The organism is Longimicrobium sp., assembly GCF_035474595.1.
Taxonomy (GTDB): Bacteria; Gemmatimonadota; Gemmatimonadetes; order Longimicrobiales; family Longimicrobiaceae; genus Longimicrobium.
Map to the genome: position 1 here is coordinate 39,515 of NZ_DATIND010000047.1, position 13,553 is coordinate 53,067.

General features: G+C 71.0%; 15 protein-coding genes. 10 read left to right on the forward strand and 5 right to left on the reverse strand.

Translation table 11 applies throughout. The features are described 5' to 3' along the window. Positions 1-31 precede the first annotated feature (31 nt). The 3 genes from VLK66_RS09240 to VLK66_RS09250 all read left to right on the forward strand — a co-directional run bounded on the left by VLK66_RS09240 (position 32) and on the right by VLK66_RS09250 (position 2,494). A complete protein-coding gene (locus tag VLK66_RS09240) occupies positions 32-1,303 on the forward strand; it encodes an adenosylmethionine--8-amino-7-oxononanoate transaminase (RefSeq protein WP_325309110.1) in 1,272 nt (423 codons plus the stop codon). Beyond that, the gene (gene bioD, locus VLK66_RS09245; RefSeq protein WP_325309111.1) at positions 1,300-2,007 is read left to right on the forward strand and encodes a dethiobiotin synthase; all 708 of its coding nucleotides are present in this window, start codon (positions 1,300-1,302) and stop codon (positions 2,005-2,007) included. The genes VLK66_RS09240 and bioD overlap by 4 nt, the downstream gene beginning before the upstream one ends. A 112-nt stretch (positions 2,008-2,119) precedes the next feature. Then, the gene (locus tag VLK66_RS09250; protein ID WP_325309112.1) at positions 2,120-2,494 is read left to right on the forward strand and encodes a response regulator; all 375 of its coding nucleotides are present in this window, start codon (positions 2,120-2,122) and stop codon (positions 2,492-2,494) included. 297 nt (positions 2,495-2,791) lie between these two features. On the opposite strand, the gene VLK66_RS09255 is transcribed toward VLK66_RS09250, so the two are convergent. Then, the gene (locus VLK66_RS09255; protein ID WP_325309113.1) at positions 2,792-3,358 is read right to left on the reverse strand and encodes a pyridoxamine 5'-phosphate oxidase family protein; all 567 of its coding nucleotides are present in this window, start codon (positions 3,356-3,358) and stop codon (positions 2,792-2,794) included. Between the two features lie 153 nt (positions 3,359-3,511). Here VLK66_RS09255 and VLK66_RS09260 point away from each other — a divergent pair, with 153 nt between their 5' ends. After that, complete coding sequence (locus VLK66_RS09260) at positions 3,512-4,441, forward strand: DMT family transporter (RefSeq protein ID WP_325309114.1); 930 nt, start codon at positions 3,512-3,514, stop codon at positions 4,439-4,441. A gap of 359 nt (positions 4,442-4,800) precedes the next feature. Here VLK66_RS09260 and VLK66_RS09265 read toward each other — a convergent pair whose 3' ends face one another. After that, entirely contained in the window at positions 4,801-5,547 is a 747-nt protein-coding gene (locus VLK66_RS09265; protein ID WP_325309115.1) for a TonB family protein, read from the reverse strand. Between the two features lie 307 nt (positions 5,548-5,854). Beyond that, a complete protein-coding gene (locus VLK66_RS09270; RefSeq protein ID WP_325309116.1) occupies positions 5,855-6,616 on the reverse strand; it encodes a TonB family protein in 762 nt (253 codons plus the stop codon). A gap of 615 nt (positions 6,617-7,231) precedes the next feature. On the opposite strand from VLK66_RS09270, the gene VLK66_RS09275 reads away from it, so the two are divergent. Next, positions 7,232-8,146 carry an alpha/beta fold hydrolase gene (locus VLK66_RS09275; RefSeq protein WP_325309117.1) on the forward strand — a complete coding sequence of 305 codons (915 nt, stop codon included), beginning with the start codon at positions 7,232-7,234 and terminating at the stop codon, positions 8,144-8,146. 323 nt (positions 8,147-8,469) lie between these two features. After that, positions 8,470-8,655 (forward strand): hypothetical protein, encoded by a 186-nt coding sequence (locus VLK66_RS09280; protein WP_325309118.1) that lies wholly within the window; start codon positions 8,470-8,472, stop codon positions 8,653-8,655. On the opposite strand, the gene VLK66_RS09285 is transcribed toward VLK66_RS09280, so the two are convergent. Then, the gene (locus VLK66_RS09285) at positions 8,599-9,282 is read right to left on the reverse strand and encodes a uracil-DNA glycosylase (RefSeq protein WP_325309119.1); all 684 of its coding nucleotides are present in this window, start codon (positions 9,280-9,282) and stop codon (positions 8,599-8,601) included. The genes VLK66_RS09280 and VLK66_RS09285 overlap by 57 nt on opposite strands. 243 nt (positions 9,283-9,525) lie before the next feature. Between VLK66_RS09285 and VLK66_RS09290 the strand changes: the two genes are divergently transcribed. Together VLK66_RS09290 and VLK66_RS09295 are read left to right on the forward strand one after the other, a co-directional pair. Continuing rightward, positions 9,526-10,239: a hypothetical protein gene (locus tag VLK66_RS09290; RefSeq protein WP_325309120.1), complete on the forward strand. Its 714-nt coding sequence runs from the start codon at positions 9,526-9,528 to the stop codon at positions 10,237-10,239. 18 nt (positions 10,240-10,257) lie between these two features. Further along, positions 10,258-10,524, forward strand: a complete 267-nt coding sequence (locus VLK66_RS09295; RefSeq protein WP_325309121.1) for a hypothetical protein — start codon at positions 10,258-10,260, stop codon at positions 10,522-10,524. Between the two features lie 64 nt (positions 10,525-10,588). Here VLK66_RS09295 and VLK66_RS09300 read toward each other — a convergent pair whose 3' ends face one another. After that, on the reverse strand, positions 10,589-11,704 hold the full coding sequence (locus tag VLK66_RS09300) for an AI-2E family transporter (protein WP_325309122.1): 1,116 nt from the start codon (positions 11,702-11,704) through the stop codon (positions 10,589-10,591). A gap of 227 nt (positions 11,705-11,931) precedes the next feature. On the opposite strand from VLK66_RS09300, the gene VLK66_RS09305 reads away from it, so the two are divergent. Together VLK66_RS09305 and VLK66_RS09310 are read left to right on the forward strand one after the other, a co-directional pair. Continuing rightward, positions 11,932-12,510 carry a nuclear transport factor 2 family protein gene (locus VLK66_RS09305; protein ID WP_325309123.1) on the forward strand — a complete coding sequence of 193 codons (579 nt, stop codon included), beginning with the start codon at positions 11,932-11,934 and terminating at the stop codon, positions 12,508-12,510. Between the two features lie 203 nt (positions 12,511-12,713). Next, positions 12,714-13,232: an MOSC domain-containing protein gene (locus VLK66_RS09310; RefSeq protein WP_325309124.1), complete on the forward strand. Its 519-nt coding sequence runs from the start codon at positions 12,714-12,716 to the stop codon at positions 13,230-13,232. The last annotated feature ends 321 nt before the right edge of the window (positions 13,233-13,553 follow it).

The following is a 13,553-nucleotide window of genomic DNA, read 5'->3' on the forward strand; positions in this document are numbered from 1 at the left end:
CGCCCCGAATCCCCCTGATCCCCGGCAGGTGATGTCTCCCGACTGGCTGGCGCTGGACACCGCGCACGTCTGGCATCCGTACACGCAGCACGGCATCGCGCCCACGGCCACGCCCGTCGTCGGCGGCGAGGGCGCATACCTCCACCTGGCGGACGGCACGCGGCTGCTGGACGCCATCTCGTCGTGGTGGGTCACGCTCCACGGCCATGCGCACCCGGCCATCGCCGCGGCCATCGCCGAGCAGGCGCGGGTGCTGGAGCAGGTGATCTTCGCCGGGTTCGCGCACGAGCCGGGCGCGCGCCTGGCCGCGGAGCTGGCGGCGGTGCTCCCGGCCGGGCTCACGCGCGTCTTCTACTCCGACGACGGCTCCACCGCGGTGGAGGTCGCGGTGAAGATGGCGCTGCAGCACTGGCGCCTCCGCGGCCAGCGCCGCCCGCTCGTGGCCGCGCTGGAGCACGCCTACCACGGCGACACCTTCGGCGCGATGAGCGCCAGCGGCCGCAGCGTCTTCACCGAGGCGTTCGAGGACCACCTGTTCGAGACCGCGCGCCTTCCCGACCCCACGGAGGGGGATACGGTCGCCGCGCTGGACCGGCTGCTGGACGAGCGGGGGAACGAGCTCGCCGCCGTCATCGTCGAGCCGCTGCTGCTGGCCGCCGGGGGGATGCGCGTCTGGAGCGAGGACACGCTGCGGGCCATCCGCCAGCGCACCGCGGACGCGGGGGTGCTGCTGATCGCCGACGAGGTGGCGACGGGGTTCGGGCGCACGGGGCCGCTCTGGGCGTGCGATCGCGCCGGCATCTCCCCCGACCTGATGTGCCTGTCGAAGGGCGTCACCGGCGGGTTCATGCCGCTGGGCGTGACCGCCGCGCGCGAGGAGATCTTCCAGGCGTTCGTGAGCGGCGACCGGCGCCACACCTTCTTCCACGGCCACTCGTTCACCGGCAACCCGCTTGCCTGCGCCGCTGCCCGCGCCTCGCTCCATCTCCTGCTCGACGACGGTTGCACCGCGCGGCGGGGGGAGATCGAGCGGGCGCACCGCGGCGCGCTCGATGCGCTGGCCTCGCACCCGCGGGTCCGCGCGCCGCGGGTGCTGGGGACGGTGGCCGCGTTCGAGACCGAAGCGGGGGGGGCGGGGTATCTGGAGCCGGTGGGGCGCGAGCTGGCGGCGTACGCGCGGGGCGAGGGCGTGCTGCTGCGGCCGCTGGGGAACACGGTGTACCTGATGCCTCCCTATTGCGCCACGGCGTCCGAAGTGCACAACGTATATCGGGTGATCGGCAGATTTCTGGAGACGCGATGATCCGCCTGGGGATAACCGGCACCGACACCGGCGTGGGGAAGACGCTCGTGGCCACCGTGCTGCTGCGGCTGATGCGCGCCCGCGGCCTGCGCGTGGCGGCGATGAAGCCGGTGGAGACGGGCGTGAGCCCCGAGGATCCGCGCGGCGACGCCCACCGCCTGCGCGACGCCGCCGGCGGCGAGGACCCGCTGGAGACGGTCCGCCCGCTGCTGCTGAAGGAGCCGCTGGCGCCGTGGGTGGCCAGCGCGCGCGGCGGCACCCGGGTGGACCTGGACGTGCTGGACTCCGCCTTCCGCCAGCTCTGCGACGGGCGCGACGCCATCGTGGTGGAGGGCGCGGGCGGGCTCCTCGTCCCTCTCACCCGCGACGTGGCGTACGACGGGCTGTTCGTGCAGTGGGACCTGGACCTGGTGGTGGTGGCGGGGAACCGGCTGGGGGTGATCAACCACACCCTGCTCACCGTCCGCGCCGCGCACGACGCCGGGCTGCGCGTCCGCGGCGTGGTGCTGAACACCCTCGATCCCGAGCCGCCGGGGATCGCCGAAAGTACGAACCTGGAGACGCTGGCGGATCTCCTCGCCCCCGTTCCCGTCCTCCCCTTCCCCTGGCTCCGCAAGCCGGCCGACGAGAAGTACGTGCTGGAGATCGCGGAGGAGAGCGGGTTCGAGACGCTCATCTCCATGCGCGTGCCGCCGGGCTCGTGAGCGTGTAGGGGATTTTCGGACACCGGCAGAAACGGCGGGATAAAACTCTTGTTTGGCGGGCGGGGGTGGGACATCTTGTCATTCCTTACCCTTTCACCCGCCACGCCCCAAGGTGCCCGCCAAACTCGTGCTCCTCGTGGATTCGCACGAGGACAGCCGCGCCATCTACACCACGATCCTCGAGCATTCGGGCTTCGCGGTGGCGGCCGCGTCGCATGCCGACGAGGGGCTGAGGCTGGCGCGTGCACGGCGGCCCGACCTGATCGTGCTGGAGTTCTCTCCCCCGCGCGCCCGCAGCCTGGACGCCTTCCGCGCGTTCCGCCGCGATTCCGCCACTGCCTCCGTCCCCCTCGTCGCGCTCAGCACCATCCTGGGCGAGGCCGACCGCGAGCTGCTGGTGGCCGAGGGCGTCGCCCGCTACCTCGTCAAACCGTGCCCCCCGCTGATGCTGCTGGATGTGGCGAAGGCGCTGCTGGAGCGGTCGTGACGATCGACGTGACGGATTGTCGTGGCGGATTTGTCGTGATGGATCGTCGCGATGGATCGTCGCCGGTGTGGGGGAAAATGCCACTGAAGTGGCGGCTACAACGGCACGCAGTCCGCCTTCGCGGACTTCAATTCGGTGCGGCGGCCACGCTTGTGCGCGGCCGCCGTTTTCATCCTCCCCGGCAATAACAGCTGAATGTCTCACGCGGAGACGCAGGGAACTCCGTGCGAGCGGTGAGTTCTCCGCGCCTCCGCGTCTCCGCGTGAGATCCAGCAGTGCCGCGCGCCCGCGCCCGTGTCAGCGCGCGCCGTGCATCTCGCCGGAGCTGACGACGCGGATGGAGCCTACGTCGGGCTGCTTGCCGGTGACGATCCCCTTCATCACCTCGAAGAGGACGACGGGGCGCGGCGTGTCGCTTTTCATGTAGACCACCGACTCGGCGTCCACCAGCAGCAGGGTGATGCGCGGGTCGTCGGGGCTGCCGTCGCGCTCGCCGCCCTCGTCGGCGAACCACGCCTTCCAGTCCGGCTTGTACAGGCGGCGGATCTGCTCGCGGTCCCGCGAGATGCGCGCGGTGCCGCTCACCGACACCCACTCGCGCGTGCGGTCGCGGTAGTAGGCCAGGTTCACGTGCGGGTCGTGCTCCAGCTCGTCCAGCTTGTGGTCGCCGGCGTCGGTCACGAACCAGAAGTCCGCCGCGCCGTTGCGGTCCTGCGTCTGCATGGGCCGCGAAACCAGCTGCCCGTCGGGCCGGCGCGTGGTGAACATCGCCACCGAGATGCCGTCGATCAGGGCGTACAGGTCGTCGAGCTTCTTTTCCGTGGGCACGCTCTCGGCCCCGTGCGGGGCATCGTTCGTCGCCATCGTCCCTCCCTCTGCCTCGGGTTCGTCCAACCTTCACGAGCGAGCGCGCGGACGGGTGCAGCATGCGTGCCGGGGGTTGCCGCATCGGTGCCGCGGCGGCATCCTCAGCGCGCCCGAATCGCCCTCCATCTCCCGCAATCCCGCGATCCCGACGTGGCTTCCGCCCGGCACCGCCTGGAGATCCTGGGCGCCGCGCTGCTCTTTTCCACCGGCGGCGCCGCGATCAAGGCCACGACGCTGACGAGTTGGCAGGTGGCCAGCTTTCGCTCGGGGGTGGCGGCGCTCACGGTGTACCTGGTGGCGCGTCAGGCGCGGCGCGGGTGGAGCTGGCACGTGGTCCCCGTCGGCATCGCGTACGCGGCCACGCTGACGCTGTTCGTGGCCGCCAACAAGCTGACGACCGCGGCGAACACCATCTTCCTGCAGTCCACCGCGCCGCTGTACGTGCTGCTGCTGAGCCCGCTGCTGCTGCGCGAGCGCATCCGCCCGCGCGACGTGGGGTTCATGGCGGTGGTGGCGCTGGGGATGCTGCTCTTCTTCGTCGAGCGGCCGCCCGCCGCCGCCACCGCGCCCGACCCGCGCACCGGCGACCTGCTGGCGCTGCTCAGCGGTGTGTTCTGGGCGGCGACGATCATGGGGCTGCGGTGGATGGGCAACCGCGGCGGTGCCAGCGACGGCAACACGCTGCCGACGATCGTGGCGGGGAACGCGATCGCCTTCCTGGCGTGCCTGCCGATGGCGCTTCCCGCGCACGCCGCGCCGGTGGACTGGGCGGTGATCGCGTACCTGGGCACCTTCCAGATCGGGGTGGCGTACCTGCTGCTGGGCTCGGGGATCCGCCACGTTCCCGCGCTGGAGGCGAGCACGCTGCTGCTGCTGGAGCCCGCGCTGAACCCGTTCTGGGCGTGGCTGGTCCACGGCGAGCGCCCGGGCATCTGGTCCATCGCCGGCGGCATCCTCATTCTGGGCGCCACCATCGCCCGCACGGCGATGTCTTCGCCGCCTTCGGCGGAGTACGAAAGTACGGAAGTACGACAGGGCGTGATGAAAAGTGCGAGAGTGCGAGAGTGCGAGAATAGGTGAAACGCGCCGCCGCTGGCTCCACGCAGATGTGGAGTCCGCGAAGGCGGACTGCGTGCCGTTGTAGCCGCGAGTTCACTCGCATTTTCGGCATCTGCACCTCCGCATCTCCGGATCTCCACCGCACCGATCCGCATCGTCTCGCACCGCACCCCTACACGCATCTCCGCACGCACCCCGCACACGACGAAGGGGCCCGGCACGCGCGCCGGGCCCCTCGCATCTCCATCCCCAACCTGCAGTTCCGTACTTCCGTACTCTCGTACTTTCGTACTGATCACGCACTCACGCACTTCCGCACTCACGCACTCACGCACTCACGCACTTCCGCACTTCCGCACTTCCGCACTTCCGCACTTCCGTCACCGCTGCAGCTCCCAGTGGATCGGCAGGGCGATGACGACCGAGACCTTCTGGCCGTTCAGCCGGGCGGGGGAGAAGTGGAATTTCTCCACCACGCGCCTGGCCGCTTCCTCGAACGCGGGGTTCGTGGCGTCCTGAACGCGGACGCTTCCCGGCTCCACGTTGCCGTTCTCGTCGATGACCACGATCACCGTGGCCTGGCCGGTGATGCCCGCGTCGCGCAGCAGCGGCGGATACGCGCGCTGCAGCAGCCGCTGGGCCTCGCGCTCGTTGGCCAGCCGCGGCAGCACCGACACCTCTTCCGGCGTGTACGGGTGACCGTCACCGGGCGCGGGCTGCGGATCGGTGTTGCCCGTCAGCGGCCCCGTGTGCGTGGAATCGGGCGTGCCCTCGACGTCGCCCTCGGGCCCGTCGCCGCCGGTGGGGACGGTGGGCGCCTGGTTGGGGTTCGGCGGCAGGATCCGGGTCGGCACCGTCTCCGGCGGCCGCTCGGTGACCACGCGGCCCTTCACGGGCTGGGGGCGGTCGGGCGCGGGCGGCGGCGGGGTCACGGGCTTCGGCGCGGGCTTCGGTCGCGCCGCGTCGGGGAGCCGCAGGTCGACGATGCGCTCGCGGGTCTCGGGCGGCGTGCTCTCTGCGGCGGTGACGAACGCGGCCAGCAGCAGCAGGTGCGCGCCGACCGAGACGGCCACCGTGCGCGGGGTCCAGATGCTGCGCTTGCGGCGGTTGGTGACGACGTTGAACATGGGGCTCCTCCAGAGCGATGGTGCGGGCCGCTCGCCCGGCCCGGTGGGTGGCCCCGTGCGGGGCCGTTCGCGCTGGGCGCCGTGGATGGACGCCCGGAGAAGCGGGAGCGCCTGCAGTCACCCCCCACCGGCACCGCCGGTGTTCAGCCCGCGCGCTTTCCGCCGCGTGGCCCTCCATGTATCGAACGATCCGCGACCTCCGGTTCTGACGAAGAAGTTCGTAAAAATACGAAGAGGTCCGGCGCGATGCCGGACCCCTTCATCTTCAGAACCAGTAAGTGTTTGTCTGCTGCCCGGAACGAGCAGATCAGTGCTGCAATTCCCAGTGAATCGGGAGCGCGATGACGACCGACACGGTCTGCCCGTTCAGCTCGGCGGGGGTGAAGTGGAACCGCTCCACCGCCCGCCGGGCGGCTTCCTCGAACGCGGGGTGCGAGGCCTCCTGCACCCGGACGCTCCCCGGCTCCACGTTGCCGTTCCGGTCGATGATCACCACCACCGTCGCCTGCCCCGAGACACCCGCGTCGCGCAACTGCGGCGGGTAGGCGCGCTGCAGCATCCGCTGCGCGTCGCGCTCGTTGGCCAGGTGCGGCAGCACCGTGGCGTCCTTCGCCTCGATCACGTCGTCGCCGCCGCCGAAATATGGGAACACCTCGGTGGGCCCCGTCGTCGTGGTGGTCGTCGTGGCCGGCCCGGCAGGATCGGGCTTGCCGATCACGTCGCCCTCGATGCCCAGGCCGCGGACGTCGGCGTCGTGGAGCGGCGTGTCGTCCGGATCGGGCTTGGTGACCCCGTCCGGGACGGCCGGCGGCGGCTTGGGGGAGACGAAATCGCCCTTCTTCGGCTGCGGCTCGTCCGGCCTGGGCTGCGGCGTCACCGGCTTCGGCTCCGGCCTGGGCTCGTCGCCGATCGGGAACTCGATCACTCCGGGAGGTGCCGGCTTCGCGGGCGTGCTCTCCGCCGCGGTCACGAAGACGCCGAGGAGCAGCAGATGCGCGCCGGCCGAGAGGGCCACCGTGCGCGGGGTCCACACGCTGCGCTTGCGGCGATCGGTGACGACGTTGAACATGGCTCCTCCAGGGCGATGGTGCGGCCGTTCGCGTTGGGCGCCCACGACGGACGCCCGGGGGAGAAGCGGGAGCGCCTGCGGTCGCTCCCTCACCAAGCCGTACCGCATCAAACCGGCCGGTGTTCCCGGCCGCGCGTCCTCTCCCGCGGCGCGCGGCCCTTCATATTTCTAACGGACGGTCGTTCGGAGTTCTGACACGGCGCGATACGGGTGCGAAAGTGCGAGAGTGCAAAGGTGCGAGAGTGCCACGGCTCCGGCAGTGGCGATGCGCTTCGGATGCATCGGCGCCGCCCTCTCCCCGCGCCTCAGAGCGCTCGCCCTCTCCCGTCCCGGGCGAGGGGGGCTGTCCAGCCGCGGCGCGGCCTGCAACCTCAGGTCGCGCTAATGTTTCCGGAGTGCCGGGAAGGCGTGGGAGCTACCTCTCCCGGTACGGGAGAGGTGGACGGCCTGAGCCGGCCGGAGAGGGCGCGAGGCGGAGGGCGCGCACCGATGCGATCTCCCGATCCCGCACCTCCTCGCTCGCGTCCAGGGGATGGTCGCCGATAGCTTGGGTGAATCATCCTCCTCGTTCCTCCCACGTCGTCCAATCTCCTTCCATCCTTACGGAGGCACCGCGTGAGAATCTTCAAGATGATGAAAGGCGTGCGGCCGCTCGTACTCGGCGTTTCCCTGATGGCGATGGGGAAGACGGCGACGGCGCAGGCGTTCGATCCGGTGACGATGGACCCGGCGCGGGACTCGGCGGCGCCCGCGTCGGTGGAGGAGCTGGCGTTCACCAGCGGCGGCGCGCGGATGAACGGGCTGATGTACGTCGCCGCGGGGCGCGGGCCGCACCCCACCGTGGTCCTGCTGCACGGCTACCCGGGGAACGAGCGCAACCTGGACCTGGCGCAGGCGCTGCGGCGCGCTGGGGTGAACGTGCTCTTCTTCGACTACCGCGGCAGCTGGGGAAGCGGCGGCACCTTCTCGTTCGCGGGCGCGCAGGAGGACGTGGCCGCCGCCGTGCGCTTCGTGCGCGATACCGGCAGTGCGCGCAAGTACCGCGCGGACCCGCGCCGTGTCGCGCTCGTCGGCCACAGCATGGGCGCGTGGCTGGCCATGCTCGCCGCTGCGGCGGACAGCACCATCTCCTGCGCGGGCGCGCTGGAGCTGGGCGACATGGCGCAGATCGGCGTGGGGATGAACGCCAGCCCCGCGGTCGAGACGGAGTTCACGCAGTACACGCGCTGGCTGACCGAGCCCGGCGCGCCGCTGCACGCCGACGCGGCGGAATTGATCGCCAGCCTGAAGGCGAACGGGCCGCGCTGGACCGTGGCCGCCAACGCGCCGCGCCTGGCCGGGCGCGCGCTGCTGCTGCTGGACAACGACCACAACCCCACCCACGCCGCCACCGCCGCCGCCCTCCGCCAGGCCGGCGCGCGCCTCACCGCCGACGTCTGGCACACCGACCACTCCTTCTCCGACCGCCGCATCGAGCTGCAGCACGCGGTCGTCAGGTGGGTGCGGACGAGCTGCGGGTTCGGGGGATAGAACCGCAAACATCATCACACGGAGACACGAGGCACAGAGAACTACGGCAAACGGTGAGTACGGCGCGTCTCCGGTCCTCTGTGTCTCTGTGTGAAAAGGGGTGATCGGGAAGTGTGATACCCATCTCCTCGGAGATGGAATTCTTTGCCTCACCTGTACCTGCGGTGCCGCATCCGCGCGGGCGGACGGGATGGATCGTCATCTCCCCCGACGTAGAAAGCGGCTTGGGATGGGGAGATACGGATGTGGACGCGGAGTGCTCGCGGTGGCGCGTGGGTTGCGGCGAACGGTCGATAGCGCTCACGCCAGCCCGCGAGGACCCCATGAACGCCCAGCTCCCCCTGCATCGCCGCGCGCGCATCTGGTACGGCCGCCGCGCCGCCCCGGCCGCCCCGCTCCGCCACCCATCGCCCGAGAAGCGGCGCGCCATTCCCGCGCTGCGGATCGCCGCGCTACCGCCCGAGGTCCGGCAGGCACCAGTCGACCGGCGCCTGACCGGCCTTCTCTAGCGCCGCGTTGATCCTGGTGAACGGGCGGCTGCCGAAGAAGCCCCGCTTCGCCGAGAGCGGGGATGGGTGCGCCGACTTCAGCACCGTGTGCCGGCCGGCGTCGATCAGCGCCTCCTTCTTTCCCGCGTAGCCGCCCCACAGCACGAACACCACCGGCTCCGGGCGCTCGTTCACGGCGCGGATCACGGCGTCGGTGAACGTCTCCCACCCCTTGCCCTTGTGCGAGTTGGGCTCGCCGGCGCGCACGGTCAGCACCGCGTTCAGCAGCAGCACCCCTTGCCTTGCCCACGGGATCAGGTCACCGTTGTCGGGAACGGGGCACCCCGCGTCGTCCTTCAGCTCGCGCAGCAGGTTGCGCAGCGACGGCGGCGGCGTGACCCCCGGCCGCACCGAGAACGCCAGCCCGTGCGCCTGCCCCGGGCCGTGATACGGGTCCTGCCCCAGGATCATCACCTTCACCCGCTCGTACGGCGTAAGCTCCAGCGCCGCGAACACTTCCTCTTCCGGCGGATACACCTCCCGCGTCCGCCGCTCGCGCTCCACGAACTCGCACAGCTTGCCGAAGTACGGCTTCTCCGTCTCCGCGTCCAGGTACGGACGCCAGGATCCGGGCAGGGGGAGCTTCATGGGGATTCGATCTCCGTTCCACGGGTCCGCCCGCGCGGCGATGCAAGCCCGGTTCCTTCGTAGACGTAGTAAACGCGCCCGGCCGCGCCGATGTCTCCACGGATGGCGATGGAGATGCGACGTACGGCGGCATTCCTCCTGCAAACATGCGGATGCAGGTGGCCGCCGCCGGGAACATCCGGTGCGCGCCGGCCGGTATAGCAAGGGTAGATCGAGAGGCGAACGTCCCCCTGGAGGCACGCGATGATCAAGCCGAACGTACGGGCGAGCTTTGGGCGGCGCGAGGCCGAACTGCTTCTGGCGGTGACCGGCCCCGGCGGCGAGGAGCGGCTGCGCGAGGAGGGGTTCGACGCGCTGCTGGACGACGTGGGGGTGCTGCGCGAGCTGCTGCGCCGCGACGGTCTGAGCCGCGCGCCGGCGCCGCTGGTGTTCTACCTGCTGGTGCGCCACGCGCTGCTGCAGCGCGAGATCCACGACCGGCAGCTGGCCGACTACACCGCGGGCGTGCTGCTGGAGTTCGGGCTGCAGGGGCGCGCCGGCCGCGTGGACGGCGGCGAGGGCGAGCCGTTCACCTACCTGGTCGACATCCTGGGCGCCATCGAGCGGGCGCGCGGCGAGCGCGAGTTCCTGCTGCGTGTGCACCTGGGCAACTACGCGCTCTGGCTGGCGGGGATGTTCCCCGACCACATCACCCACCGCGTGCAGCGCCGCGCCGCGCCGCCCATCTCGTACTACGACGCGATGGGCGCCACCGGCTTCCGCACCGCCGCGGGGAACGAGATCGCGCTGCGCCACGGGCTGGGCGAGCTGTTCCTGCGCGTGTCCGACCGCTTCGCCGACGTGCGCGCCGCGCTGAACTCGCTCTCCGACGCGGTCCTCTTCCCGCGCTCCAAGGACCCGGTCGACCGCGTCCTGCGCCAGGTCACCGACGACTTCCGCCGCAACTTCGGGGAGTAGCCGAACGGGAGGGTTTCGATGGAGATCACATCAGGGGAGCCGTACAGTGTTGCGCGCGATGGCGATGACATCGTCGTGCGGATGCGCGCGGACTTCTTCACGCGCGAAGAGCTGTCGGACTTTCTCGACTGGGTTGTCCTCGAGAACATCCGGCGCAAGGCTTCGCTGAGTGATGAGCAGATCGCGGAGCTCGCGGACGAGGTTGACGGCGCGGTGTGGGAGCGCCTCCGGCCGATGGTAGAAGAGAAACTGGCGATTCACGCCAGAGCGAATACTCCGGCATGAGCGAGGCCGGCTGACGTGCAGGTCAGCCGGCCTCGATGCGCGAAACCACCATCCCAACTCTGGACTACTCCTCCTCGCTTGTCACCGACACCGCCACCGGCTCGGCCGCCGGAACCAGGTCGCTTTCGGGGAGGATGATCTGGCCGGTGTCGTGGAAGCGGTAGAAGCGGTCGAACACCACCTGCAGCACCACCGCCACCGGCACCGCCACCAGCGCCCCGATGATCCCCTTGGCCTCGGCGCCGATGAACAGCGCCAGGATGATGGTGAGCGGGTGCAGCCCCACGGCGTTCCCGACGACCTTCGGGTACAGCACGTGGCTCTCGATGTTCGCCACCACGATCTCCAGCACCAGCACCGCCAGCGCGCGCCACGGGCTGATGGTGAGCGCCACCAGCATGGCGATGGCCGTCACCGTCACGCCGCCCACGTAGGGAATCAGCTCCAGCACCGCGCCGGCCACGCCCAGCGACAGCGCGAAGGGCACGCCCAGCAGCCAGAGCCCCACCCCGAACGCCGTGCCGAAGAACGCGCCCACCAGCAGCTGCGCGCGCACCCAGTGCCCCAGCCGCCCGCTGATCTCGCGCGACAGCTCCGCCACCGTGGGCCGCACCCGCGGCGAGAAGAAGCGCCCCAGGAAGCGCGGGGCGAAGTTGGCGTCGGCGCTCAGGAAGAAGCCCACCACCAGCACCAGCAGCGCGCTCACCAGCACCCCCGTCACCGCCTTCCCCACCCCCACCAGCAGCCGCGGCACGCTGGCCACGATCGACCCCACCTCGCCGCCCAGCCGGTGCCCCATCTCGGCGGTGGAGACGTGCCCCACGCCGGGAATGCTGATCGTGCCGCTCCCGGCCAGGTCGCCCACCTGCTGCGCGATCTTCGGCAGGCTGTCGGCCAGCTGGCTGCTCTCCTCCACCAGTACGGGAACCAGCAGGGCGACCGCGGCCACCAGCACCGCCATGATCCCCAGGTACACGAGGAAGATGGCCAGCGAGCGGGGGAGCTTCCACCGCTCCATCCGGTCCACCAGCGGGTCGATTCCCACGGCCAGCAGGATGGCCAGGAAGAGGATGAACAGGATCTTGCTGAAGCCGACGACCAGCCACACCAGCGCCAGTGCCGCCAGCAGCATGGCGATGGCGCGGCCGGTGATGTTGATCTGGATGACGCGTGGGCGCATGGAGATGGCCTTGGGGCGGGGATGGGACGGGAGACGAGCGGCGGGCACGGATACGGTAGCCTGCGGCCGGGCGCCTGAACAGATTCGCGTCGCCGTGTCCGGATCGCCCGCCGCCGCGCGTTCTCGGCTATCACCGTGGGAACCGGTGGCGGCGGGCGCGGTAGAAGGCCGCTTCCGCCGTCGTCCCGCGCCCGGCCCGTAATCCGTCCGAATCTCCCGCTCGCCCGATGTCCATCTCGCCTGGAAGCCGCTGGATCGCCGCGTCGGCGGCCGTGCTCGCCCTCGCCTGCGCCGCGCGGCCCGCGTCGGCGCAGCGCGACCTGTACGGCATGGGCGGCTCGTCGGCCGGCGACGCGCGCCGCCAGTTCATCGCCGAGGCGCGCGAGAAGGTGGGCGCGCTGCTGGCCGAGTACGAGTCCGCGTGGGGAAGCCGCGACCTGCGCGCGCTGTCCGGCCTCTACGCCGGCAACGCCACGGTCTACCCGGCCGAGGGCGGAATGCTGACCGGCCGCGACGCCGTGCGCGAGCACTTCGCGCGGCTGCTGCCGAACGCCGAGCCGCTGCGCACGCAGATCGTGGAGTTCAAGGCGGCGGGCGACCTGGCCTTCGCCACGGTGCAGGTGAGCTACGCGGTGAAGGAGGGCGCGGCGGACCGCCCGTACCTGGGCACCGACGTGGTCGTCCTGCGCCGCGACTGGGCGGGCGACTGGACCATCGTCACCCAGTTCTCGCGGCAGGAGCCGGGGGCGATGGCCAACACGCCGCGCGCGACGGCGGCGACGTCGGATTCAGCAGGGTCGCAGTAGGAAGTACGAAAGTACGGGAGTACGGAAGTACGTTTGGAATTGCGCCCGGGCCGGCTTCGGCTCGGGCGCCATGCTTTCGCTGGATCTCACGCGGAGACGCGGAGGCGCGGAGGTGTGCGATGAGTTCTCTGCGTCTCCGCGTCTCCGCGTGAGGGCTGTTATCTTGGGTTGGGGGAGATGAAGAGACCGGGATGGAGAGGATGATGGATCACGGAACGACCCTCGGCCTGTTCGACGAAGAGGTAGCGGACGATGCACATCTCTCCGGGCGTGTCGAGGAGATCTGGATCGCCGCAGGGGCGCGCGGGACGCCGCGGGCGCGGGTGGAGAGCGTGCGCGCCGTCGCGGGGATGGGGCTGGAGGGCGACCGCAACTTCGGGCGCAGGGCGGCGCCGTCCGCGAAGTACCGCCCCGAGCGGCAGGTGACGCTGATCGAGGCCGAGGCGATCGACGCCGTGCGCGCCACCGGCCGCGACTTCGGCGCCGCGGACGCGCGCCGCAACGTGGTCACCCGCGGCGTGCGGCTGAACGCGCTGGTCGGCCGCACCTTCCGCGTGGGCGGCGTGGTCCTGCGCGGCATCGAGCGCTGCGACCCGTGCACGCACCTGGGCCGCCTCACCTGGCGCGGCGTCGTCCGCGACCTGCACGAGCGCGGCGGCCTGCGCGCCGAGATCCTCCAGGGCGGCACCATCAACACCGGCGACGAGCTGGCGCCGGTCTGATCTCCATCCCCCCAAAAGATCGGGCTCACACGGAGGAAGCGGAGGGAACGGAGGAGATTCTCCGCTCCCTCCGTTCCCTCCGTGCGAGCCCTTTCCTTTTCTTCTTCCGTACTCTCGTACTTTCGTACTTCCGTACTTGCACGTACCGTGTGGCATCGTCGCAAGCGCATGATCGCCGGGACGGGCGCGGGGCGATCCGCTCGAGGCGATACGCTTCCCCACGGAGACCATCAGCCGTCTCCGCATCTTCCCCCTGCGCGGGACAGGGCCGCGGCGCGCTTCGTGCTTGTAGGCGGGCCGGCAAATCCCACGCAGCTGCCA